This window comes from Mycobacterium shunyiense, from assembly GCF_058270075.1.
In genome coordinates, this window is record NZ_JBZDPU010000008.1 from 200,217 (window position 1) to 219,385 (window position 19,169).

At 67.6% G+C, this 19,169-nt stretch carries 19 protein-coding genes, 1 tRNA gene and 1 other RNA gene; 8 read left to right on the forward strand and 13 right to left on the reverse strand.

Going from position 1 to position 19,169, the window contains the following annotated elements; genetic code table 11:
* Complete coding sequence (gene ligD, locus AC4ELH_RS07755; protein ID WP_498883761.1) at positions 1 to 1,044, forward strand: non-homologous end-joining DNA ligase; 1,044 nt, start codon at positions 1 to 3, stop codon at positions 1,042 to 1,044.
* Between the two features lie 14 nt (positions 1,045 to 1,058).
* On the opposite strand, the gene AC4ELH_RS07760 is transcribed toward ligD, so the two are convergent.
* The 3 genes from AC4ELH_RS07760 to AC4ELH_RS07770 are packed head-to-tail and all read right to left on the reverse strand — an operon-like array spanning position 1,059 to position 3,776.
* Positions 1,059 to 2,075 (reverse strand): aldo/keto reductase, encoded by a 1,017-nt coding sequence (locus tag AC4ELH_RS07760; protein WP_498883763.1) that lies wholly within the window; start codon positions 2,073 to 2,075, stop codon positions 1,059 to 1,061.
* On the reverse strand, positions 2,072 to 2,938 hold the full coding sequence (locus AC4ELH_RS07765; RefSeq protein ID WP_498883765.1) for an SDR family NAD(P)-dependent oxidoreductase: 867 nt from the start codon (positions 2,936 to 2,938) through the stop codon (positions 2,072 to 2,074). Before AC4ELH_RS07765 ends, AC4ELH_RS07760 begins: the two co-directional genes overlap by 4 nt.
* Before the next feature lie 46 nt (positions 2,939 to 2,984).
* Entirely contained in the window at positions 2,985 to 3,776 is a 792-nt protein-coding gene (locus AC4ELH_RS07770) for an SDR family NAD(P)-dependent oxidoreductase (RefSeq protein ID WP_498883767.1), read from the reverse strand.
* An 85-nt stretch (positions 3,777 to 3,861) separates the two neighbouring features.
* Here AC4ELH_RS07770 and AC4ELH_RS07775 point away from each other — a divergent pair, with 85 nt between their 5' ends.
* Positions 3,862 to 4,428 carry a TetR/AcrR family transcriptional regulator gene (locus tag AC4ELH_RS07775; RefSeq protein ID WP_498883769.1) on the forward strand — a complete coding sequence of 189 codons (567 nt, stop codon included), beginning with the start codon at positions 3,862 to 3,864 and terminating at the stop codon, positions 4,426 to 4,428.
* Here the strand turns inward: AC4ELH_RS07775 and AC4ELH_RS07780 are convergent.
* The 7 genes from AC4ELH_RS07780 to AC4ELH_RS07810 form a co-directional block, all read right to left on the reverse strand.
* The gene (locus AC4ELH_RS07780) at positions 4,412 to 4,975 is read right to left on the reverse strand and encodes a TetR/AcrR family transcriptional regulator (RefSeq protein WP_498883771.1); all 564 of its coding nucleotides are present in this window, start codon (positions 4,973 to 4,975) and stop codon (positions 4,412 to 4,414) included. The genes AC4ELH_RS07775 and AC4ELH_RS07780 overlap by 17 nt on opposite strands.
* Positions 4,976 to 5,000: 25 nt before the next feature.
* Positions 5,001 to 5,465 carry a GreA/GreB family elongation factor gene (locus AC4ELH_RS07785; protein WP_448446297.1) on the reverse strand — a complete coding sequence of 155 codons (465 nt, stop codon included), beginning with the start codon at positions 5,463 to 5,465 and terminating at the stop codon, positions 5,001 to 5,003.
* 95 nt (positions 5,466 to 5,560) lie between these two features.
* Positions 5,561 to 6,811 carry an NAD(P)/FAD-dependent oxidoreductase gene (locus AC4ELH_RS07790; RefSeq protein ID WP_448446299.1) on the reverse strand — a complete coding sequence of 417 codons (1,251 nt, stop codon included), beginning with the start codon at positions 6,809 to 6,811 and terminating at the stop codon, positions 5,561 to 5,563.
* Positions 6,812 to 6,885: 74 nt separating this feature from the next.
* A complete protein-coding gene (locus tag AC4ELH_RS07795; RefSeq protein WP_448446301.1) occupies positions 6,886 to 8,460 on the reverse strand; it encodes a PucR family transcriptional regulator in 1,575 nt (524 codons plus the stop codon).
* Between the two features lie 3 nt (positions 8,461 to 8,463).
* Positions 8,464 to 9,486 carry a S1C family serine protease gene (locus AC4ELH_RS07800; protein ID WP_448446303.1) on the reverse strand — a complete coding sequence of 341 codons (1,023 nt, stop codon included), beginning with the start codon at positions 9,484 to 9,486 and terminating at the stop codon, positions 8,464 to 8,466.
* 50 nt (positions 9,487 to 9,536) lie between these two features.
* Positions 9,537 to 10,295 carry a lipid uptake coordinator LucA gene (gene lucA, locus AC4ELH_RS07805; protein WP_448446305.1) on the reverse strand — a complete coding sequence of 253 codons (759 nt, stop codon included), beginning with the start codon at positions 10,293 to 10,295 and terminating at the stop codon, positions 9,537 to 9,539.
* Between the two features lie 84 nt (positions 10,296 to 10,379).
* Positions 10,380 to 10,465 (reverse strand) — tRNA-Ser (locus AC4ELH_RS07810).
* 69 nt (positions 10,466 to 10,534) lie between these two features.
* Here AC4ELH_RS07810 and ffs point away from each other — a divergent pair.
* The 3 genes from ffs (at position 10,535) to AC4ELH_RS07825 (ending at position 14,046) form a co-directional block, all read left to right on the forward strand.
* An RNA gene (ffs, locus tag AC4ELH_RS07815) (signal recognition particle sRNA small type) lies at positions 10,535 to 10,629 on the forward strand.
* A 34-nt stretch (positions 10,630 to 10,663) separates the two neighbouring features.
* Positions 10,664 to 11,947 carry an aspartate aminotransferase type Ic gene (locus tag AC4ELH_RS07820; protein WP_498884101.1) on the forward strand — a complete coding sequence of 428 codons (1,284 nt, stop codon included), beginning with the start codon at positions 10,664 to 10,666 and terminating at the stop codon, positions 11,945 to 11,947.
* A gap of 26 nt (positions 11,948 to 11,973) precedes the next feature.
* Positions 11,974 to 14,046, forward strand: coding sequence for a DNA polymerase III subunits gamma/tau (locus AC4ELH_RS07825; RefSeq protein WP_498883775.1), 2,073 nt, complete (start codon positions 11,974 to 11,976; stop codon positions 14,044 to 14,046).
* 15 nt (positions 14,047 to 14,061) lie between these two features.
* Here the strand turns inward: AC4ELH_RS07825 and AC4ELH_RS07830 are convergent, their stop codons facing one another.
* Both AC4ELH_RS07830 and AC4ELH_RS07835 read right to left on the reverse strand, forming a co-directional pair.
* Positions 14,062 to 15,375: a class I SAM-dependent methyltransferase gene (locus AC4ELH_RS07830; protein WP_498883777.1), complete on the reverse strand. Its 1,314-nt coding sequence runs from the start codon at positions 15,373 to 15,375 to the stop codon at positions 14,062 to 14,064.
* Between the two features lie 13 nt (positions 15,376 to 15,388).
* Positions 15,389 to 16,780, reverse strand: coding sequence for an FAD-binding oxidoreductase (locus AC4ELH_RS07835; protein ID WP_498883779.1), 1,392 nt, complete (start codon positions 16,778 to 16,780; stop codon positions 15,389 to 15,391).
* Positions 16,781 to 16,845: 65 nt separating this feature from the next.
* On the opposite strand from AC4ELH_RS07835, the gene AC4ELH_RS07840 reads away from it, so the two are divergent.
* Complete coding sequence (locus tag AC4ELH_RS07840; RefSeq protein ID WP_044521372.1) at positions 16,846 to 17,283, forward strand: SRPBCC family protein; 438 nt, start codon at positions 16,846 to 16,848, stop codon at positions 17,281 to 17,283.
* Here the strand turns inward: AC4ELH_RS07840 and AC4ELH_RS07845 are convergent.
* The gene (locus tag AC4ELH_RS07845; RefSeq protein ID WP_044521370.1) at positions 17,280 to 18,008 is read right to left on the reverse strand and encodes an Rv3717 family N-acetylmuramoyl-L-alanine amidase; all 729 of its coding nucleotides are present in this window, start codon (positions 18,006 to 18,008) and stop codon (positions 17,280 to 17,282) included. The two genes, AC4ELH_RS07840 and AC4ELH_RS07845, sit on opposite strands and share 4 nt — an antisense overlap.
* A 148-nt stretch (positions 18,009 to 18,156) precedes the next feature.
* On the opposite strand from AC4ELH_RS07845, the gene AC4ELH_RS07850 reads away from it, so the two are divergent.
* Complete coding sequence (locus AC4ELH_RS07850; RefSeq protein ID WP_044521368.1) at positions 18,157 to 18,489, forward strand: YbaB/EbfC family nucleoid-associated protein; 333 nt, start codon at positions 18,157 to 18,159, stop codon at positions 18,487 to 18,489.
* The gene (recR, locus tag AC4ELH_RS07855; RefSeq protein WP_003883644.1) at positions 18,490 to 19,101 is read left to right on the forward strand and encodes a recombination mediator RecR; all 612 of its coding nucleotides are present in this window, start codon (positions 18,490 to 18,492) and stop codon (positions 19,099 to 19,101) included. It begins immediately after the preceding gene.
* Positions 19,102 to 19,169 lie beyond the last annotated feature (68 nt).

A 19,169-nucleotide genomic window follows, 5' to 3' on the forward strand; every position in this document is an offset into this window, starting at 1 on the left:
ATGGCAACACCAGCAACCGAACTCGATGTCGACGGAATCAAGGTCCGGTTCACCAACCCGGACAAGGTGTATTACCCGAAGCTGGGCAAGGGCGGCACCAAGGGCAAGCTGATGGAGTACTACCTGTCCGTCGCCGACCGTATGGTCACGCTGTTGAAAGACCGGCCCACGCATCTGCAGCGGTTCCCCGACGGCATCGAGGGTGAGGAGATCTACCAGAAGCGGGTGCCGCAGAAGCATCCCGATTACCTGGAGACCTGCACGGTGACGTTCCCGTCGGGGCGCACCGCCGACGCGCTCAAGGTGACGCACCCGGCGTCGATCGCGTGGGCCGCGCAGATGGGCACGATCACGTTGCATCCCTGGCAGGTTCGCTGTCCGGACACCGAACATCCCGACGAGCTGCGCATCGACCTCGACCCGCAACCCGGCACCGGCTTCGCCGAGGCCGCCGCGGTGGCCTGCGATGTGCTCAAGCCGCTGCTCGACGAGCTGGATCTGATCGGCTATCCGAAAACGTCGGGCGGTCGCGGCGTGCACATCTTCCTGCGGATCAAGACCGACTGGGATTTCATCGCGGTGCGCCGCGCCGGAATCGCACTGGCCCGTGAGGTGGAACGGCGTGCACCCGATGCGGTGACCACGTCGTGGTGGAAGGAAGAGCGCGGTGAGCGGCTGTTCATCGACTACAACCAGAATGCCCGCGACCGCACGTTCGCCTCGCCCTATTCGGCCCGCAAGACCCCGATCGCGACCGTCTCGACCCCGTTGTCCTGGGACGAACTTCGCACCGCCAACCCCGACGACTACACGATCGCCACCGTGCCGGATTTCCTTGCCGGACGCGAGGATCCCTGGGCGGATATCGACAAGAAGAAACAGTCGCTACAACCACTGTTGGACCTGGTGGCCGCCGACGAGGAGCGCGGCCTCGGTGACCTGCCGTACCCGCCGAGCTATCCCAAGATGCCAGGTGAGCCGCCGCGGGTGCAGCCCAGCAAGAAGGTGGCCGAGAACTGGGACGAGGACGGCAATCCGAAGTAGCGAGCCGCTAATCCTCATCGGATGGTTCGGGCGTGAGCCGGGGTGTAGCGCTCGCCGGCGACGCGTCCCGGTGCGAAGATCTCGGCCAGGAGCGCCACTTCGTCTGCGCTGATCGCAATGTCGGTGGCGGCGATGTTCTCCCGGACGAACGGGATCCGCTTGGTCCCCGGAATCGGCACCACATCGAGCGGCTGTGCGAGCAACCAGGCCAACGCCAGTTGTCCTGGGCTGCAATTCTTCTCTGCGGCCAAGGCTCGAAGTTGCTCGACCGGCGCGAGGTTGCCAGCGAGATTCTCGGCGGAGAATCTTGGGTTCGTGGCCCGGAAATCACCTGGGGCGAAAGTTTTTCCGGCCGTCACGGAGCCGGTGAGTGCCGAGCGGCCCAGCGGACTGTAGGGAACCAGGGTGATGCCCAGTTCCCGGCATGTCGAAGTGATGCCGTTCTCGACGTGGCGTTCCCACAGTGAGTACTCGGATTGCAGGGCAGAGATGGGGTGTGTGGCGTGTGCGCGGCGGATCTGATCGGCGCCGACCTCACTGAGTCCGATGGCGCGGACTTTGCCCTCGGTGACCAGTTCGGCCATCGCGCCGACGGTGTCCTCGATCGGCACGCTCGGATCGAGACGGTGGTAGTAGTACAGGTCGATGGCGTCGGTACCCAACCGCCGCAGGCTTGCCTCGCAAGCTGTCCGCACGTACTCGGGTCGGCCGTCGATGGCGATCCCGTTCTCGGAGTCGTTGATCTTCGCCGCGAACTTGGTCGCCAGCACTACCTGGTCTCGTTGCCCGGCGATCGCACCGCCGATCAGCCGCTCATTGTGGCCGAAGCCCCGGATCGGTACACCGAAGGTGATGTCGGACGCGCCATAGACATCGGACGTATCGAGGAAATCCACCCCGAGCTCAAGCGCCGCGCGAATGGTGGCCACCGACTCGCTGTCGTCGGCGTAGCCGTAGGACTGGGACATTCCCATGCAGCCCAGGCCGATCGAACGCACCGTCAGATCGGAATGCCCGATGGTTGTTCTCATTTGGCGGCTCCCAGCGGATCGACCTGATCGGCGGTGACGTCATCGGCCGCGGTGGAGAGGCTGAGAGCCTCCCAACTCTCGTCATCGGCGAGCAGTTCGCGCCCGGCAGCGGTGGCGTAACGGTAGGCATCGGGGCCGACGAGCAACCGCTCTGGGGGATCGGTCATCCCGGCGACGGTGAGGACGAGTTCGGCCACCTTGGCCGGGTCGCTGGCACCGAGGCTTTCGGGAGTGCTTCTGGCGATCGACGCACCGACGGTATCGGCGTACTCGTCGCGGACCGCGGCGACCCGCATCGATGAGCCGGCCCAATCGGTGCGCATACCGCCGGGTTCCAGAACGGTGACGTTGATGCCGAGAGGACCTACTTCCTGGGCGAGCACGCCGGAGAATCCGGTGACTGCCCACTTGGCTGACTGGTAGGCGCCCAGGCCGGCGCGCACGAGCCGCCCGCCCACCGAGGAGATCTGGATGATGTGGCCGGTGCGCTGGGCCCGCATGACGGGCAGTGCGGCTTGGGTGAGTCGGACGACGCCGAAGAAGTTGGCGTCGATCTGGGCACGGAAGTCATCGAAGTCGAAGTCTTCGATGGCGGCCATGTTCGCGTAGCCCGCGTTGTTGACCAATACGTCGAGCCGGCCGAACCGCTCGACTGCAGTGGCCACAGCCGCCCGCACCTGGTCGTCGTCGGTCACGTCGAGCTCGACGACGGCGAGCCGGTCCGGCTGGGTTCTGGCGAGGTCGGACAGCGCGGTGGAGGAGCGGACGCCGGCTACGACCCGGTGCCCCGCCCCCAAGGCCGCCTCGACGATCGCGCGGCCCAGACCGCGGGACGCGCCGGAAACGAGAAATACGTACGACATTGCGGTTACCTACTTTCGGTTGAGATATCTGAGGTGGAGCAATGGTTCAGGCGACGCTGCGGACGGCCCCGCCGTCGACGCGCAGATCGGCACCGCTGATGTAGCCGGCATGAACACTGGCCAAAAACGCGACCGCGGAAGCGATTTCCTCCGGGCGGCCGAACCTGCCGACATCGTTGGGAAACCACTCGGTGGCGGCAGCGCTCTCGATGTCCTCCCACGCCGGGCCCCAGCCGTGTACTGCCGCGGCTTGGACGGCCATGTCCCGCACGGGTTCGGTCAGGATGGCCCCTGGCGCAACGATGTTGGACGTGACACCTGTCCCGGCGAGTTCGCGGGCCAGCGACACCGTGAGGTTGTGCCGGGCGGCGAGTGTCGCGTTGTAATGCGGCTGCCCGGCGGCGGGCTGGATCGCGAGCCCGCCACCGATCTGGATGACGCGGCCCCAGCCGCGCCGCCGCATCCCGGGCACCAGCCGCTCGATCATGCGCACCCCGGACACGACGTTGACCTGGTAGATCTGCGTCCACAGCTCCGCTGTGAGTTCGGGCCACCCGAGCCCGTCGTAGTACCCGGCGTTGTTGACGAGGATGTCGACGTCACTCGCAATCGCGGCAACTGCGTCGGCGCCGGCATCGGTGGCCAGGTCACCCGTGACGGGTTCCGCGTCGCCACCGCCGGCTCGAATACCGTTGGCGACAGCCCGGGTACGTGATGCGTCGCGTCCGTGGACCACGACGGAAGCACCCTCGGCGGCAAGCGTTTGGGCGATGGCCTGCCCGAGCCCCGTGCTCGATCCGGTGACCAGTGCGCGCTTGCCCGACAGACCCAGGTCCATAACCCACTCCTATGTCTACAGTCGTATACATTCGATAGGTATACATACGTAGACTTGTGCCCGGATATTCCCTAGCGTGGTCGGCATGGGTTCCTCCCGAACACGCAACGCTGCGGCCACCCGCGAGGCGATCCTGCAATCGGCGATCCGGCACTTTGCGCTGTCCGGGTACGACGGGGTCGGCGTTCGTGAGATCGCGCGAGACGCCGGGGTCACCGCGATGCTGGTGAACCGCTACTTCGGGTCCAAGGAGCAGCTGTTCGCCGAGGCGGTCGAAACCTCTTTCGCGCCACCGACGATCGTCGCGGAGGAGCCGGACGCGCTGGCGCGCGATGCTGCGACCGCGCTGACCGAACGCTCCGACTCGGATGCCGACCCGCTGGAGCCGTTCCTGATCATGCTCCGTTCGGTCTCGAACCCGGTTGCGGTGAACATCGTGCGCGACGCGATCGCACGCCACGTCGGCCAACGGTTGGCCCGCCAGCTCCCCGGGTCTGACCGTGAGCTCCGCGCCGACGCCATGCTGTCGGTGATGAGCGGGGTCCTGCTGATGCGGCGGGTGATCAGGAGCCCGGGCCTGACCGATGCCGACGCCGGCCGGCTGACCGACCTGTTCGAGCGCGTGTTCTCCGCGATCATCGAGCCAGCATGAGATCCAGGAATCTCTCGTAGCGGTCGGCGGTGGTCAGGGCGTCGGCTGAGTCCATCAGGTGCAGCACGCCGATCCCTGTGGCGAAGGTGGCCTGTCCGCGCAGCGCCGCGTCCTCGGGGCTGAACCCGTAGTCGAGATAGGCCTTGGTGACGGCGACCAACACGCGGTGGTCGGCCGCCCGTACGTTGGCCGCGGCGACGTCGTCGGAGCGCGCCCACTCCCGCATCGCGCGTTCCAGCGTCCAGTGCTGCGGGCTGAGCAGCTGTTTCATCATTCCCGACAGCCGCTCGCGAGGCGGCAGGTGTTCGAGTTCGGCCAATGAGCGGCGGTCCTGCTCCAGGAACGCATTCCACGACGCGACCAGGGCGGCCCGGTAGCCCTTCATGTCGGTGAAGTGCCAGTAGAAGCTGCCCCGGGTCGCGCCGATCTGCTCGCAGAGTCGCTCGATCTTCAGCGCCCGCATCCCGTCGGAGGCCAGCAGGGCGTACCCGGCCTGCACCCAGTCATCGGCGGTCAGGCTGCCCAGCGTGCCCTTGCGTTCGGCCATCCGAACAGACTAGGACGCACACGCCTTATCCCACGGCCGGCAGGTGCATCCCGAACGGCACTGCACTGATCAGGGTGACCGGCAGGGCCTCGCCGCTGGGGACCGGGTAGTGGCGCTGCTCGCCTGGACGCGCGCCGACGATCGCCTCGCCCAACGGTGAGTTCACCGAATAGACCTCCAGGTCGCCGTATTCCGCGCCGCGGACGCCCAGCAGGAAGGTCTCGATCTCGCCCGTCTGGTCGTAGCGCACGGTCAACACCATGCCCGGCTCGGCCACCCCGTCGTCCGGCGGATCCTCACCGACGACGGCGTTGAGCAGCAGGTCGTGGATCTGCTGGATGCGGGTCTGACGTGCCCGCTGGATCGCCACCTCGTTCTCGTCGGAATCGGACGCGGCTTCGCCTGCGATCAGATCGCGCAGTGTCGACAGCTCGACCTGGAGGCGCTCATACGCCTGTGGAGATAACCAAACACGTTGGCTGACAGTCATTGTGATTTCCTTCCGATGATGCGGAGTTGCCGCCAGGGCGGGATGTTCGCCGCCCCTGACGGCTTGTCGGCCCGTCAGGGCAAAGTCGTGGTTCGTCAGCGCAGGGGATCGAATTCCCGCAGTGCCTCGGGTTGCTTTCCGGTGGTCATGTACTCGGCGAGCAGTCGGCCGGTGACCGGACCGTGAGCCAGTCCCCACATGCCGTGACCGCCGGCCACGTAGATGCCTTGTGCGACTTCGCCTATCAGGGGGCGACCGTCTGAGCTGACCGGGCGTGGGCCCACCCACACATCGGTGCGGGCCTCCCAGTCCACACCGTCGAGCAGCGGGGCCGCCGACGCGATGATGGCGTCGACCCGCGGCGGTTGCACCGGGTCGTCGGGGGAGCGGAACTCCATGGTTCCGGCCACCCGCAGCTTGCCCTGGTACGGCGTGCAGGCGACGCGGGCGTCGGGCAGGTAGATGGGTCCGAGAATCGGGCGGTCGACCGGCACGGTGAACGAGTAACCGCGACCGGCCTGCACGGGCGTACGGACCCGGGGTTTCGCCAGCTTCGAAAGCCACGCCCCGGTGGCGATCACGGCGGTCTCCGCGCTCAGTGATCGGTCGGCCAGGTCCACGTTCACTCCGGCACCCATGGCGCGCACATCGGTGACCTCGCCGATGACCAGTTCCGCGCCCCTGGCGATGACGGCATCGCCGAGCGCCTGGACGAACCGGCCCGGGTCCACGAAGCGCTGGCCTTCCACGCTGATGCCCGCGGTGATCGCCGGCGAGGCCAGCGGGACATGGTCGCGCAGCGTGTCACCGGACAGGCCGGTGACCGTGACGGTCTGCCCGACGGCAGCCATCCGGCGCAGTTCGGTCATCAGATGTTCGGCCTGCCGGGCGGTTTCGAACAGCGCGGTGATCGGCCCGTCGGTGGTGGGTACCGCCACGCCGTTGGCGGTCAGCACGTCGTAGGCCTCGAGGCACTCCTCGTTGAGCGGCACGTTGGCCTTGGCCACCCTGGTCCAGGTCGACAGACGGCAGCTCATGGCGAATCGGGCCAGGAACGCCAGCAGGCGAGGGCCCGAGGTCAGCGGGATGTGCAGCGGTGCGGCCGGGTCGAAAAGCGACCGCACGCCGTAACGCAGCACCGCCGGATCATTGAGCGGGATGGTCAGCGTCGGCGAAACCCAGCCGGCGTTGCCCCACGACGCACCCGCGGCGACCCCGGTGCGGTCGACCACGGTGACCTTGACTCCGTGCTCCTGGAGAAACCATGCGGTGGACAGGCCGACAATGCCTGCACCCACGACAACCGCTGACCGCGGTGCACCGTCAATGCGCTCGACCCCATACATGCTCCCATGGTGAGGCCGCTCACGCGCTCGGTGTTTGCACCATCTCGACAAACAGAAGCGGAGTGATTGTCGAGTTACGACAACTCTTCGGTTGCCGCCAGCTCGATCATCATCGCCAGTCGCTTGCGGGCATCGTCGAGGTCCAGCTGGGTCAGTTCGATCATCTTGCGCAGCCGGTAGCGCACGGTGTTCTCGTGCACACCGAGCGCCCGCCCGGCCCCGGCCAGATCGCCCTGGGCTTCCAGCCAGGCTCGCAGCGTGGCGGCGTACTGCGTGCCACTGGCCTGGTCGTGGGCCCGTAGCTCGGCGACAGGTCCGCGCTGCGGGGCACGGCCGGCGCGCGCGGCGATCCGTAGTCGCTGCAGCAGGATCTCGTCCCAGGCCTCGTCGTAGACCGGCACTCTGTCGTCGAGGCCGACGTCGTCGTCCCTGTGCACCTCGTGCCGGACCTCGTGACGGACTTCGTGCAGGGCCAGGCACTCGTCGGCCTCACTGCGGGCCAGGGCCAGCTCGGCGGCGGTGGCCGGACCGCTGATCCCGGCCAGCACGGTCACCGGCTCGGGCAATGCGGCACGCAGCCCCGCCACCCACCGGCTCGCAGCTTCTGCCTCGGCCCCGGGCAACACGGTGTAGACGGTGTTGCCGGCCAGGGCGCTGCGCCCGGGACGCGACCAGCCGAAGCCCGCGGTCGCCCGCTCGAACGCCAGGAGCAACGCGGCATGCCGCTCGTTTCCGGTGCGGGCACGCAATGCGATCACCCGCAGCGGCGTCTGCGGCAGCCCGAGCCGGCTGGCCGCCGTGGTGGCATCGGCGGCACTTTCGAGCAGACGGATCACCAGCTCCGACTCCACCTGGCGTTCCAGATCGGCGCTGGCGCGGGAGCGCAACAGATGCAGGGCGACCATGCGGGCGCCGTCGGCCAGTGCGGCGCGGCGCGCGTCGGGCAGGGGAGCGGCACACGTCACCCAGATCGAACCGAGCAGTTCGCGGCCGGCCCGGGCCGCCACCACCATCCGCCCGGTCAGGCCGAGCTCGTCATCGCCGTCGACGAACATCGGGTCGTCGGATTCGACCAGGTGCCGGAACACCCCGCGGGCCTCGAAGAGGGTGCGCAGCCGTTCGGGTGCCCCGCGGCTCAGGATCGTCTCGGCGCGCGCCGGGTCGGCATGCTGCTGCAGTCGCGAGTACGCCAACACCGCACTGCGCCGGTCCTCGATGGTGACCGCGCCACCCACGGCATCGGCGAGGCTGTCGGCCAGGGCGAACAAATCGGTTGGGCCGCGCCCGGATTCGGTCTCCCGGCCTTCAAGTACGACGCCGTAGACCACGGCCGCGAGCTCACTCCAGGAGACCTCCGGATCGACCGTCATCACCGCGATGCGCTCGTCGGCCGTTACGTCGTCGGCCGGGTCGTGCGGACCGCGGACCAGGACCACCACGGCGCGCGCGGCCTTCGCCCACTGAACCGCCTCGGTCACAGAACCGGCTCCGACGGCCAGCAGGACATCGCCGATGACCGGTCCGGGCTCGTGCATCACCACACTGCGCAGCTCGGTCGAGCGGGGCGCCGGAGAGGATCCGTGTGTCGGGGCGCGCAGCCGCACCCCGTAGCCGCCCAGGACGTTGATCAGGCGGTCCAGCGTGACCACGGATTACGGCCCGGCGGCCAGTGTGGCCTTGCCGGTGTGCTGCTGGCCGCCCTGGTCCAGCCAGGTCAGGCCGACCACGTCGCCCGGGTAGTGCCGATCGAGGACCAGCGTCAGGGCGCGGGCCGAATCCAGCGGGGTGTTGTCGATGGCGGTGAGCACGTCGCCCGGGATCAGGCCGGCCGCGTCGGCCGGGCCGCCGGCGATGACGTCCTGGACGATCACGCCGCCGCTCTGGCGCTGCGCGGTGCGGACACCGACGCCGAGCAGGGTCGGTGGCCCGATGTGCACCGAGCCCGACGGGGTACGGGAGCGGATCTGCCCGGCAATCGCCATCGCGTCGTTGATCGGGATCGCGAACCCCTTGCCGCCGGGACCCATGCGGAAGTTCACCGACGCGGCGGTCGTCATACCCACGACCTGCCCGGCATCGTTGACCACGGGACCGCCGGAGTCACCGGCACGCACCGGCGCGGCGAACTCGAACAGGCCGTTGATCTCATCGCTCGTGCCCGTCAGCTCGTCTTCGGCGTTGACGGTCCGATTGAACGCGCTGATGGTGCCGACCTCGCGGGTCAGGGGCGCGCCGCTGCCCCCGGCATTGCCGAGTGCGACCACGGGACGCCCGGGTGCCAGAGCGGCCGAATCGCCGATCGGCGCCGGCGGCAGGCCTGCCGCACCGTGCAGTTGCAGCACTGCGATGTCGTTCTGCCGGTCGTAGCCGACCAGGTCGGCCGGGTACCGCTGGCCGCCGACCGTGGCGCTGATCGAGTTGGCTCCCTGGACCACGTGGTAGTTGGTCAGGACCTCACCGTTCGGCGACAACACGATGCCGGTGCCGATGCCGTAGGCCTGTTGGTAATCCACGACGGTGTCGATGCGGGCCACCGACGGTTCGATCTGGGAGGCCACCGTCTCGGGGTCACCGGGTGCGGCGGCGGCAGGTGCAATCGGGGCGATAACGGCCGTCGCGGCGGTCACTGCCACCGCGACGATCGTTCTGAACGGATGTGAGCTCACTTTGCTCATATACCCATCTTGGCTGGATAAGTAGCCGATGTCGACGCGATTGGTGTGCGTCAGTCCTCGGTGGCGACTTCGCCGCGCGAGCGCCAGCCCCGCCGCTTGCTACCGCTCTTGCTGGACGGCCGCCGGTTACGCAGGGAGTTGCCTTCGATCGGCTCGGCTTCCTCTGCCGTCGACTGAGGCTCCTCGGCGCCGGACTCTTCGACCTGGTCCTCGGTCTCTTCCGCCTCTGCGGCGTCGTCCTCGGACTGGGCTTCAGTGGACTCTTCGGCCTCTTCGGTTTCTTCGGCCTCGTCCGACTCGGCAGCATCCTCGGTCTCGGCTGCGGCCTTCTTGCGACCGCGGCGCTCGGACTTCTCCCGGGTCTTGACCGGCTTCGGCGGCGGTGGCGGCAGTTCGGCAACGAAGGCCAGGTAGAAGGCGAAGATGCCGAGCAGTGCGATCGCGGCGGCGGCGCCGTAGATCCCGAACAGCCACGGCCCGGCGCTGTCCAGGGACAGCCAGATCTCGGAGACTGCGGCGCCGATGATCAGCACCGCGGCCAGCACGTGCAGCGCGATCGAGGCGGCCCGGAGCCGCAGCGCCAACTCGGGGGTGGACAGCTCGGGACGCTTGGTCCGCTGCAGCGTGAACACCACCGGCAGGGCGGCCAGACCGATCAGCACTCCGGTGACGATGCGCAGGATCAGTCCGAGCGTGGGCGAGGTATCGCCGACGAGCTCATGCCATCTGGGGAGAACGAAAAAGAAGTAGAGGCCGGCGGCCACGATCGAAAACGACACGTGCCAGATCACCGCGACGGTGCGGCCCATACTCCTCCTCGGGTACTGAAATTGGGCCGGGGTGCGAGCTGCTGATCAGGGTTGATTCAGCAGGTCGCACCCCGGACCCGAGCGCGGAGGATAGGGGATTTGAACCCCTGAGGGCTGTTAACCCAACCCGCGTTCCAGGCGAGCGCCATAGGCCACTAGGCGAATCCTCCGTCGGCAATCGTAGCGGACGGGGGAACCAGTCCCGAAACGCCGGGGAAAGGGACGGGTATTACACTCGCCTTGGACCCCGCGCGGCGTCCATCCTGTGAACTCCCCCAGGGCCGGAAGGCAGCAAGGGTCAACGGGCTCTGGCGGGTGCGCGGGGTCCCCTTATGTCCAGCTCATTCCGCTTCTGTGAAAGGCGCGCGGTGTCGTTCCAGTCTCTTGGCCGCGACGATCTGCTCGCGCAGCATGAAGTCCAACAGCGAAACTACGCAGAGCTACAGGCGAAGAAGCTGAGCCTGGACCTGACGCGCGGTAAGCCGGCCCCCGAGCAGTTGGACCTGTCCAACGCGCTGCTGTCGCTGCCCGGCCCGGAGAAAGATTCCTTCCGCGACCGCACGGGCACCGACACCCGCAACTACGGCGGACTGCACGGGCTGCCCGAACTGCGCGAGATCTTCGGTGAGCTGCTCGGAATCCCGGTGCAGAACCTGATCGCGGGCAACAACGCGAGCCTGGAGATGATGCACGACGTCATCGTGTTCTCGCTGCTGCACGGCGGGGTGGATTCGGTCCGGCCCTGGATCCAAGAGCCCGTCGTGAAGTTCCTGTGCCCCTCGCCCGGTTATGACCGCCACTTCGCGATCACCGAGTCGTTCGGGATCGAGATGATCCAGGTGCCGATGCGGGAAGACGGCCCCGACGTCGACCTGATCGAGGAACTCGTCGCGGCCGACCCGGCGATCAAGGGTATGTGGTGCGTTCCGGTGTACGGCAACCCGACCGGGGTCACGTACTCCTGGGAAGTTGTCCGGCGCCTCGTCCAGATGCGCACGGCGGCAAACGATTTCCGGTTGATGTGGGACAACGCCTACGCGGTCCACACCCTCACCGACGAGTTCATCCGTCAGGTCGACGTGCTGGGCCTGGCCGAGGCGGCCGGCAACCCGAACCGCCCGCTGGTGTTCGCCTCGACCTCAAAGATCACCTTCGCCGGGGCAGGGGTGAGCTTCCTGGGTGGCTCGCTGGGCAACATCGCCTGGTACCTGCAGCACGCCGGCAAGAAGTCGATCGGGCCGGACAAGATCAACCAGTTGCGTCACCGGATCTTCTTCGGCGACGCCGACGGCGTGAAGTTGCAGATGCAGCGTCACCGTGAGCTGATCGCGCCCAAGTTCGCCCTCGTCGCCGAGATCCTCGAGGACCGGTTGGGTGAGTCGAAGATCGCATCGTGGACCGATCCCAAGGGAGGCTACTTCGTCAGCCTCGACGTGTGGCCCGGCACCGCCAAGCGCACCGTCGCCCTGGCCAAGGAGGCCGGCATCGCGGTGACCGAGGCAGGTGCGTCGTTCCCGTACCGCAAGGACCGCGAGGACAAGAACATCCGCATCGCCCCGACGTTCCCGTCGCTGTCCGATGTGCGTGAGGCGATCGACGGCCTGGCCACCTGCGCGCTGTTGGCAGCGACCGAGTCACTGCTCGGCGAGTAGTCGGACGCAGTCGGTAGCCTTCTCCCGTGGCTCTCTACCGCAAATACCGGCCGGCAAGCTTCGCGGAAGTCGTTGGCCAGGAACATGTCACCGAGCCGCTATCGACTGCGCTGACCGCGAACCGGATCAACCACGCATATCTGTTCTCCGGACCGCGCGGCTGCGGCAAGACATCCTCGGCGCGCATCCTCGCCCGCTCGCTCAACTGTGAGCAGGGGCCGACACCGACACCGTGCGGGGTGTGCGATTCGTGCGTCGCACTGGCACCGAACGGACCGGGCAATGTCGACGTCGTCGAGCTCGACGCGGCCAGCCACGGCGGTGTGGACGACACCCGCGAGCTGCGGGACCGCGCGTTCTACGCACCGGCCCAGTCGCGGTACCGCATCTTCATCGTCGACGAGGCCCACATGGTCACGACGGCCGGCTTCAACGCCCTGCTCAAGATCGTCGAGGAGCCGCCCGAGCACCTGATCTTCGTGTTCGCCACCACCGAACCGGAGAAGGTGCTGCCGACCATCCGGTCGCGTACGCACCATTACCCGTTCCGGCTGCTGGCCCCGCGCACCATGCGTCCGCTGCTGGAGCGCATCTGCGCCGAGGAGAACGTCCACGTCGACGACGCGGTGTACCCATTGGTGATCCGGGCCGGCGGCGGTTCACCTCGCGACACGCTCTCGGTGCTCGATCAGCTGCTGGCCGGCTCCGAGCAGGGTGCCAACGGCAACCACATCACCTATCAGCGGGCGCTGGCCCTGCTGGGCGCCACCGATATGGCACTCATCGACGAAGCGGTTGAGGCGCTGGCCGCCGGCGACGCGGCGGCGCTGTTCGGAGCCGTCGAGGCCGTGATCGACGCCGGTCACGATCCGCGGCGGTTCGCCACCGATCTGCTGGAGCGCTTCCGCGATCTGATCGTGCTGCAGGCCGTGCCCGACGCGGTTACCCGCGGTGTCGTGGATGCCCCGGCCGACGTGCTGGAACGCATGCGGGAGCAGGCCGACCGGGTGGGCGCGGCGACGTTGGCCCGGTATGCCGAGGTGGTCCACGCCGGCCTCGGTGAGATGCGCGGTGCCACCGCGCCGCGGCTGCTGCTGGAAGTGGTGTGCGCCCGGCTGCTGCTGCCCTCGGCGCACGACACCGAATCGGCCCTCCTTCAGCGCATCGAACGTATCGAGACGCGGCTGGACATGTCGCTCCCGGCCGGCGAGGCGTCGTCGACCGCTCGGCCCGCAGCACCGGCCCGGCCCGCCGCGGCCGCCGAGCCGTCCGTGCCCGCCGCCGAACCCACCAAGACATTCACCCGCCGCAGCCAAGCGGCTCCGGCACCTGACCCCGCTCCGGCCCCGTCACCGGCACCCGACCCCGCCCCTGCTCCGGCACCGCCTGCTCCTGCTCCCGAGCCCGAGCGTGCACCCGAACCGGTGTCCGCGCCCGAACCTGTTTCCGCGCCGCCACCGCCGCCCCCTGTTGCAGAACCCGCGCCCCAGTCCGAGCCAGAGCCACCGCTGCCGCCGGAGCCGGACTTCGAGCCTGAGCCCGCTCCGGAGCCCGAACCCGAGCCGGAACCGCTGCAGGCATCGGTGACTCCCGGGGGTGAACCCAACGCCGCCGCGGTGCGCTCGATGTGGACGACGGTGCGGGAGAAGGTACGCGAGCGCAGTCGGACCACCGAGGTCATGCTCTCGGGTGCCATCGTGCGGGCCGTCGAGGACAAAACCCTTGTGCTGTCCCATGACTCACCGCCGTTGGCCAAGCGGCTGACCGAGTCGCGAAATGCCGACGTGATCCGGGATGCGTTGAAGGACGCGCTCGGTGTGGACTGGCAGATCCGCTGTGAGGTCGGCACGGCAGAGGCGGCCCCGCCGCCCGCGCCGAAGGCCAGTAAGCCCCCGCCACGGGTCCCCACCAGGCCGGGCCGCGTCATTCCCGAACCTGAGCCGGAGCCCGCGCCGGAACCGCCGTCCTCCCCGGAGCAAGAAGAGGCAGAGATGCTCGCCGAGGCTTCGCAGAGCGAGGCCGGGCCCCGTCGTGATCCCGAAGAGGTTGCGCTGGAACTCCTTCAGAACGAACTCGGTGCGCGAAAGATCGAGAGCTAGGTAGGAGTCGCGACGCTAGGCCGTCCACCACGGCCGCAGCGGCAGGCCGCCGTCATTCCCGTGCTCGTCGAGCTTGACGGCCAGAACCTGGTGCAGCTGAACCACATTCGTCTCGAAACCGAGTCGGGATCCGGCCATGTACAGGCCCCACACCTTCGCGGTGGGGAGCCCGACCTCGGCGACCGCCTCATCCCAGTGCTCGACGAGGTTGGCGCACCAATCGCGCAGCGTCATCGCGTAGTGGTTGCGCAGGTTTTCCTCATGCATGACCTCAAGGCCGACGTCCTGCACCTCGGCGATGATCCGCCCGGAACCGGTCAGCTCTCCGTCCGGGAACACGTAGCGGTCTATAAAGCCCCCAGCACCCGCCGTCGATCTGTTGTCGTGACGGGTGATGCAGTGGTTCAGCAGTAGTGCGCCGGGACGCATCTTCGACTTCAGGAAAGCGAAGTACGAGGGGTAGTTGTGCACGCCGATGTGCTCGGTCAGTCCGATCGAGGACACGGCGTCGAATCCGGTCTCGGTGATGTCGCGGTAGTCGCCGTGGCGTACCTCGGCCAGGTCCGCGAGGCCCTCCCTGTCGATGGCAGCCTGGGCCCAGTGGGCCTGTTCTTTCGACAGCGTCACGCCGAGCGCGTTGACGCCGTGGCGCGCGGCGTAACGCACCATGCCGCCCCAGCCGCAGCCGACGTCGAGCAGGCGGTCACCGGGCTGCAGCCGTAGCTTCTCGAACACCAGGCGGTACTTGTTGTCCTGCGCCTCCTCCAGGCCGGCATCGGCATCCGGGTAGCAAGCGCAGGTGTAGGTCATCGACGGCCCGAGCACCCACTCGTAGAACGTGTTCGACACGTCGTAGTGGTGGTGGATCGCCTCGGCGTCGCGGGTCTTGCTGTGTCGCAACCCCTCTACCACCCGGCGCCACCGCGGTAGCGCCTCCTGTGGAGGCGGCGCGATGGGCTTGAGGTGCTCGATGCCGATGGACCGCACGATGTTGGCCAGCACCCGGGCGGGCGGGCGCTTGAACGCCATCTTCTCGGCCAGTGCGCACAGCAGCGGGTACGGGTCGCCGGGATGGACCCCGTACAGCTCCAGGTCGCCGGACACGTAGGCGCGGGCCAGACCCAGATCCCCGGGAGCGGTCGCGAGATAGGTGGTGCCTCGCGGAGTCTTGAGGTCCAGCCCGAGGGTGGCGTCCGTGGGCCCCGAGGTGCTTCCGTCGTACGCGGTGAACTTCAGTGGCTGCGAGCCCGACGCGAAGATCTCCAGGATCTCGGCAAGGCTGAGCTTGTGATCGGTTGCGTGCGTCGAGTGTTCTTTGAAGGTGGTCATCGCTGTTCTCCGTTCATCGGCGCAAGACGGCTTTCGAGTACAGGTCAAACAGGCGTGAATCGGGGTCGTAGGATTTCTTGACGGCCTTGTAGGTCTCACCGCCGTAGAGCGCGTCGAAATCCTCACGCGGATAGTAGGAATCGGAATACAGGGACTTGTGTCCGTCGAGCTCGCTGACCTTGGTCTCGATCAGCTTGTTGGTGTGGCCTTCCACCGGGCCGACCGGTACCGAGGACCAGAACCCGACGTTGACGTAGGTGTGGTGGGCACGCAGGGGATACAGGGGCCAGCCCGCCGCATGGCGGTCGTCGTCGCGTAACCGCAGTGGGCACAGCCAGATCGGTTCGATCGGCACGTTCTCCAGGAACCAGGTGAGGAACCGTTCACAGTTCTCTATGGGCACCTCGATGTCCTGCACCACCCGCTCGCGGGGCGGGCGCCCGTTGCGCTTCTCGATACGGTCGGCGATGTTGAACCGCTGGTCGTAGCCGATCAGTTTCCAGTAGAAGCTGCTGCGCCGCAGCCGGCGCGGCCAGAATCGCCGGATCGTGGGGTTCTGCGCGCCGAATGCCCGTGAGCACCAGAACCAGTCGGTGTCCCATCGCCACAGGTAGTCATGAATCGTCAGTCGGTCGTGTTTCTCGCCTTGCTCGTGCTGGATCGAGCGGTAGTAGATGTCCTGGCCGGTGTAGTCGCTGACCGGGCCGGGCGTCGTCGTCTTGAAACCGACGCACAGGTAGCTCTCGTCGGCACTGAACACCACGCCGTCGAGGTAATCGACCGGTTCGCCGTCCAACCCACCGGTCTCGATGATCCGGTCCATCGCCGCGACGAGGTCGGTCAGCGAGTGAAACCGAAGGTGGCGCAGTGCGACAAAAGGAGTGACGGGTTCCAGTTCGATTCGCAGCCGGGTCGAATATCCGAGCGTGCCATATGAATTGGGGAACGTCCGAAACAGGTCGGGATGCTGCTCGGGTGATGCGGTGACGATTTCGCCTGCCCCGGTGAGAATGTCCATCTCCCGCACCGATTCGTGCGGCAGACCGTTGCGGAATGACGTCGACTCGATGCCCAACCCGGTGACGGCTCCGCCCAGCGTGATGGTCTTGAGCTGGGGCACCACCAGCGGCGCCAGGCCGTGCGGCAGCGTCGCGGCCACCAGATCCTCGTAGGTGCACATACCGGCCACGTCGGCGGTGCGGGCTTCGGCGTCGACCGCGATCACATTGGTCAGTCCTGATACGTCCAAACCCTTGACATCGCTGCGATCTCGCGCGCGAAAGAGGTTCGACGTCGGTTTGGCAAGCCGGATCGTCGAATTCGGCGGTATGGCGCGGTAACTGTCCATGAGGCGCTGCACGCCGAGGGCATGGACAGCTTGTGCGTCAGTCGTAACAACAGACACACATATACGCTAGTCGGAGGTTGCCAACGATGCACCCGCAGACACGAGTAAAAGGAGTTTCAGTCATGGGACAGGTCAGTGCGGTCAGCACGGTTCTGATCAACGCCGAGCCGGCCGCGGTGTTCGCCGCCATCGCGGACTACCAGACCGTGCGCCCGAAGATCCTCTCCTCGCATTACCGCGACTATCAGGTGCTCGAGGGTGGTCAGGGTGCGGGCACGGTGGCCAGCTGGAAGCTGCAGGCGACTGAGTCCCGGGTGCGTGACATCAAGGCGTCGGTGGACGTTGCCGGCCACACGGTGATCGAGAAGGACGCGAACTCCAGCCTGGTGACCAACTGGACCGTTGCCCCGGCGGGCGCCGGATCATCGGTCAACCTCAAGACCAGCTGGACCGGCGCCGGCGGGGTCAAAGGCTTCTTCGAGAAGACTTTCGCGCCTCTGGGCCTGCGCAAGATCCAGGACGAGGTGCTGGCCAACCTGAAGAAGGAAGTGGAGAGCTAGCGCGCCTGCGAACCCAGATACGCGGCGACACCCCGGGCGATTGCCTCGGCATACTTCTGCTGGCCGTCCGGGGTTTTCATCAGCGCTGAGTCGACGGGGTTCTTCATGTTGCCGCACTCGACGAGGATCGACGGGAACTGAGCCAGGTTGAGCCCGGCGATGTCGGAGCGGGCGTCCAGACCACCGGAACCGATGTAGGTGGCGGGCGGGATGCCCGACGCGGACAGCTGATCGCGCATGGTCTGGGCGAACTGCACAGACGGCCCGGCCTGCACATTGTTCAACGGCGGCGACGAGTAGAGCACGTGGAAGCCGCGGCCGTTGGGCGGGCCGCCGTCGGCGTGGATGGACACGATGGCGTTCGGCCGCAGTGCATTGGCCATCGAGGCCCGTTCGTCGACACACGGTCCCAGCGCGTTGTCGTTGCCGCGTGACATCGCGGTGCGCACACCCATCTGGTTCAGGATGGCGCGTACCCGCAGCGTGGTATCCCAGGTAAAGGTGTGTTCGGGGTAGCCGTCCGTGGTGGAGGTGCCGCTGGCCTGGCAGTCCTTGGTGCCGCCGCGGCCGGTGGGCACCTGGCGGCTGATCGATGCGTCGTTCGCGCCGTTGTGGCCGGGGTCGAGGAAAACGATCATGCCGGCGATGTTCGAGGGAGCGGCGTTGGCGTGGGGAGCGTCGATGACTGCCGGGACGGCCGCGGCGACAATGACGCTGCTGACCATCGCGGTGCCGACACGCACGCAGGCTGGGACTCGCACGGGCGCCACGCTAGCCCGCACGCCGACTAGGCTGAAAGTCCGAATCGCCGCCGACAGGCGAGAGCAACCAAGTCGAGACCAAGACGCAATCAACACGGCAAGGGGACCACGCATGCAACCCGGAGGCACGCCCGACATGTCTGCCCTGCTGGCGCAGGCGCAGCAGGTACAGCAGCAGCTCATGGAGGCGCAGGAGGCGCTGGCCAACTCCGAGGTGCACGGCCAGGCGGGCGGCGGGCTGGTCCAGGTCACGGTCAAGGGCAGCGGGGAGGTGATCGCGGTGGCGATCGATCCCAAGGTCGTCGATCCCGAGGACGTCGAGACCCTGCAGGACCTCATCGTCGGTGCCCTCGCCGATGCCTCCAATCAGGTGACCGCCCTGGCGCAGAGCCGCCTGGGCCCGCTGGCCGGCGGGCTGGGCGGATTCGGACTTCCGGGGCTGTAAGTGTTCGAAGGCCCAGTACAGGATCTGATCGACGAGCTGGGCAAGCTGCCCGGCATCGGCCCCAAGAGCGCGCAGCGGATCGCGTTTCACCTGCTGAGCGTCGAGCCGCCGGACATCGATCGGCTGACCGCGGTGCTGGGCCGCATCCGTGACGGCGTCACCTTCTGTGCGGTCTGCGGCAATGTCTCCGACGAGGAACGCTGCCGGATCTGCAAGGACCCCCGCCGCGACGCCTCACTGGTGTGCGTGGTCGAGGAACCCAAGGACGTGCAGGCCGTCGAGCGCACCCGCGAATTCCGCGGTCGCTACCACGTGCTGGGCGGGGCGCTGGATCCGCTGTCGGGCGTCGGGCCCGACCAGCTGCGCATCCGTGAGCTGCTCAACCGGATCGGCGAACGCGTCGACGGTGTCGACGTGGCCGAGGTGATCATCGCGACCGACCCCAACACCGAGGGTGAGGCCACGGCCACCTATCTGGTCCGGATGTTGCGCGACATCCCTGGGCTGACGGTCACCCGCATCGCCTCGGGCCTGCCGATGGGCGGCGACCTGGAGTTCGCCGACGAGCTCACCCTGGGCCGGGCACTGGCCGGCCGCCGCGCGATGGCCTGATTCGCGCCCCCGCCAAGACCGAAACGGTGGGCCCTCTCCGCAGAAAGGGCCCACCGCATTCAGGATCG

Excerpts from the sequence above, each read along its gene's own strand:
- lucA (WP_448446305.1), bottom strand. The coding sequence starts at position 10,295 with ATGGGCCGCACCGTCGCGGTGATCTGGCACGTGTCGTTTTCGATCGTG.
- AC4ELH_RS07780 (WP_498883771.1), bottom strand. The coding sequence starts at position 4,975 with ATGGCCGAACGCAAGGGCACGCTGGGCAGCCTGACCGCCGATGACTGG.
- AC4ELH_RS07760 (WP_498883763.1), bottom strand. The coding sequence starts at position 2,075 with ATGAGAACAACCATCGGGCATTCCGATCTGACGGTGCGTTCGATCGGC.
- AC4ELH_RS07790 (WP_448446299.1), bottom strand. The coding sequence starts at position 6,811 with ATGTATGGGGTCGAGCGCATTGACGGTGCACCGCGGTCAGCGGTTGTC.
- AC4ELH_RS07785 (WP_448446297.1), bottom strand. The coding sequence starts at position 5,465 with ATGACTGTCAGCCAACGTGTTTGGTTATCTCCACAGGCGTATGAGCGC.
- ligD (WP_498883761.1), top strand. The coding sequence starts at position 1 with ATGGCAACACCAGCAACCGAACTCGATGTCGACGGAATCAAGGTCCGG.
- AC4ELH_RS07840 (WP_044521372.1), top strand. The coding sequence starts at position 16,846 with ATGGGACAGGTCAGTGCGGTCAGCACGGTTCTGATCAACGCCGAGCCG.
- AC4ELH_RS07830 (WP_498883777.1), bottom strand. The coding sequence starts at position 15,375 with ATGACCACCTTCAAAGAACACTCGACGCACGCAACCGATCACAAGCTC.
- AC4ELH_RS07800 (WP_448446303.1), bottom strand. The coding sequence starts at position 9,486 with ATGAGCAAAGTGAGCTCACATCCGTTCAGAACGATCGTCGCGGTGGCA.
- AC4ELH_RS07770 (WP_498883767.1), bottom strand. The coding sequence starts at position 3,776 with ATGGACCTGGGTCTGTCGGGCAAGCGCGCACTGGTCACCGGATCGAGC.
- AC4ELH_RS07765 (WP_498883765.1), bottom strand. The coding sequence starts at position 2,938 with ATGTCGTACGTATTTCTCGTTTCCGGCGCGTCCCGCGGTCTGGGCCGC.
- AC4ELH_RS07850 (WP_044521368.1), top strand. The coding sequence starts at position 18,157 with ATGCAACCCGGAGGCACGCCCGACATGTCTGCCCTGCTGGCGCAGGCG.
- AC4ELH_RS07775 (WP_498883769.1), top strand. The coding sequence starts at position 3,862 with ATGGGTTCCTCCCGAACACGCAACGCTGCGGCCACCCGCGAGGCGATC.
- AC4ELH_RS07845 (WP_044521370.1), bottom strand. The coding sequence starts at position 18,008 with ATGGTCAGCAGCGTCATTGTCGCCGCGGCCGTCCCGGCAGTCATCGAC.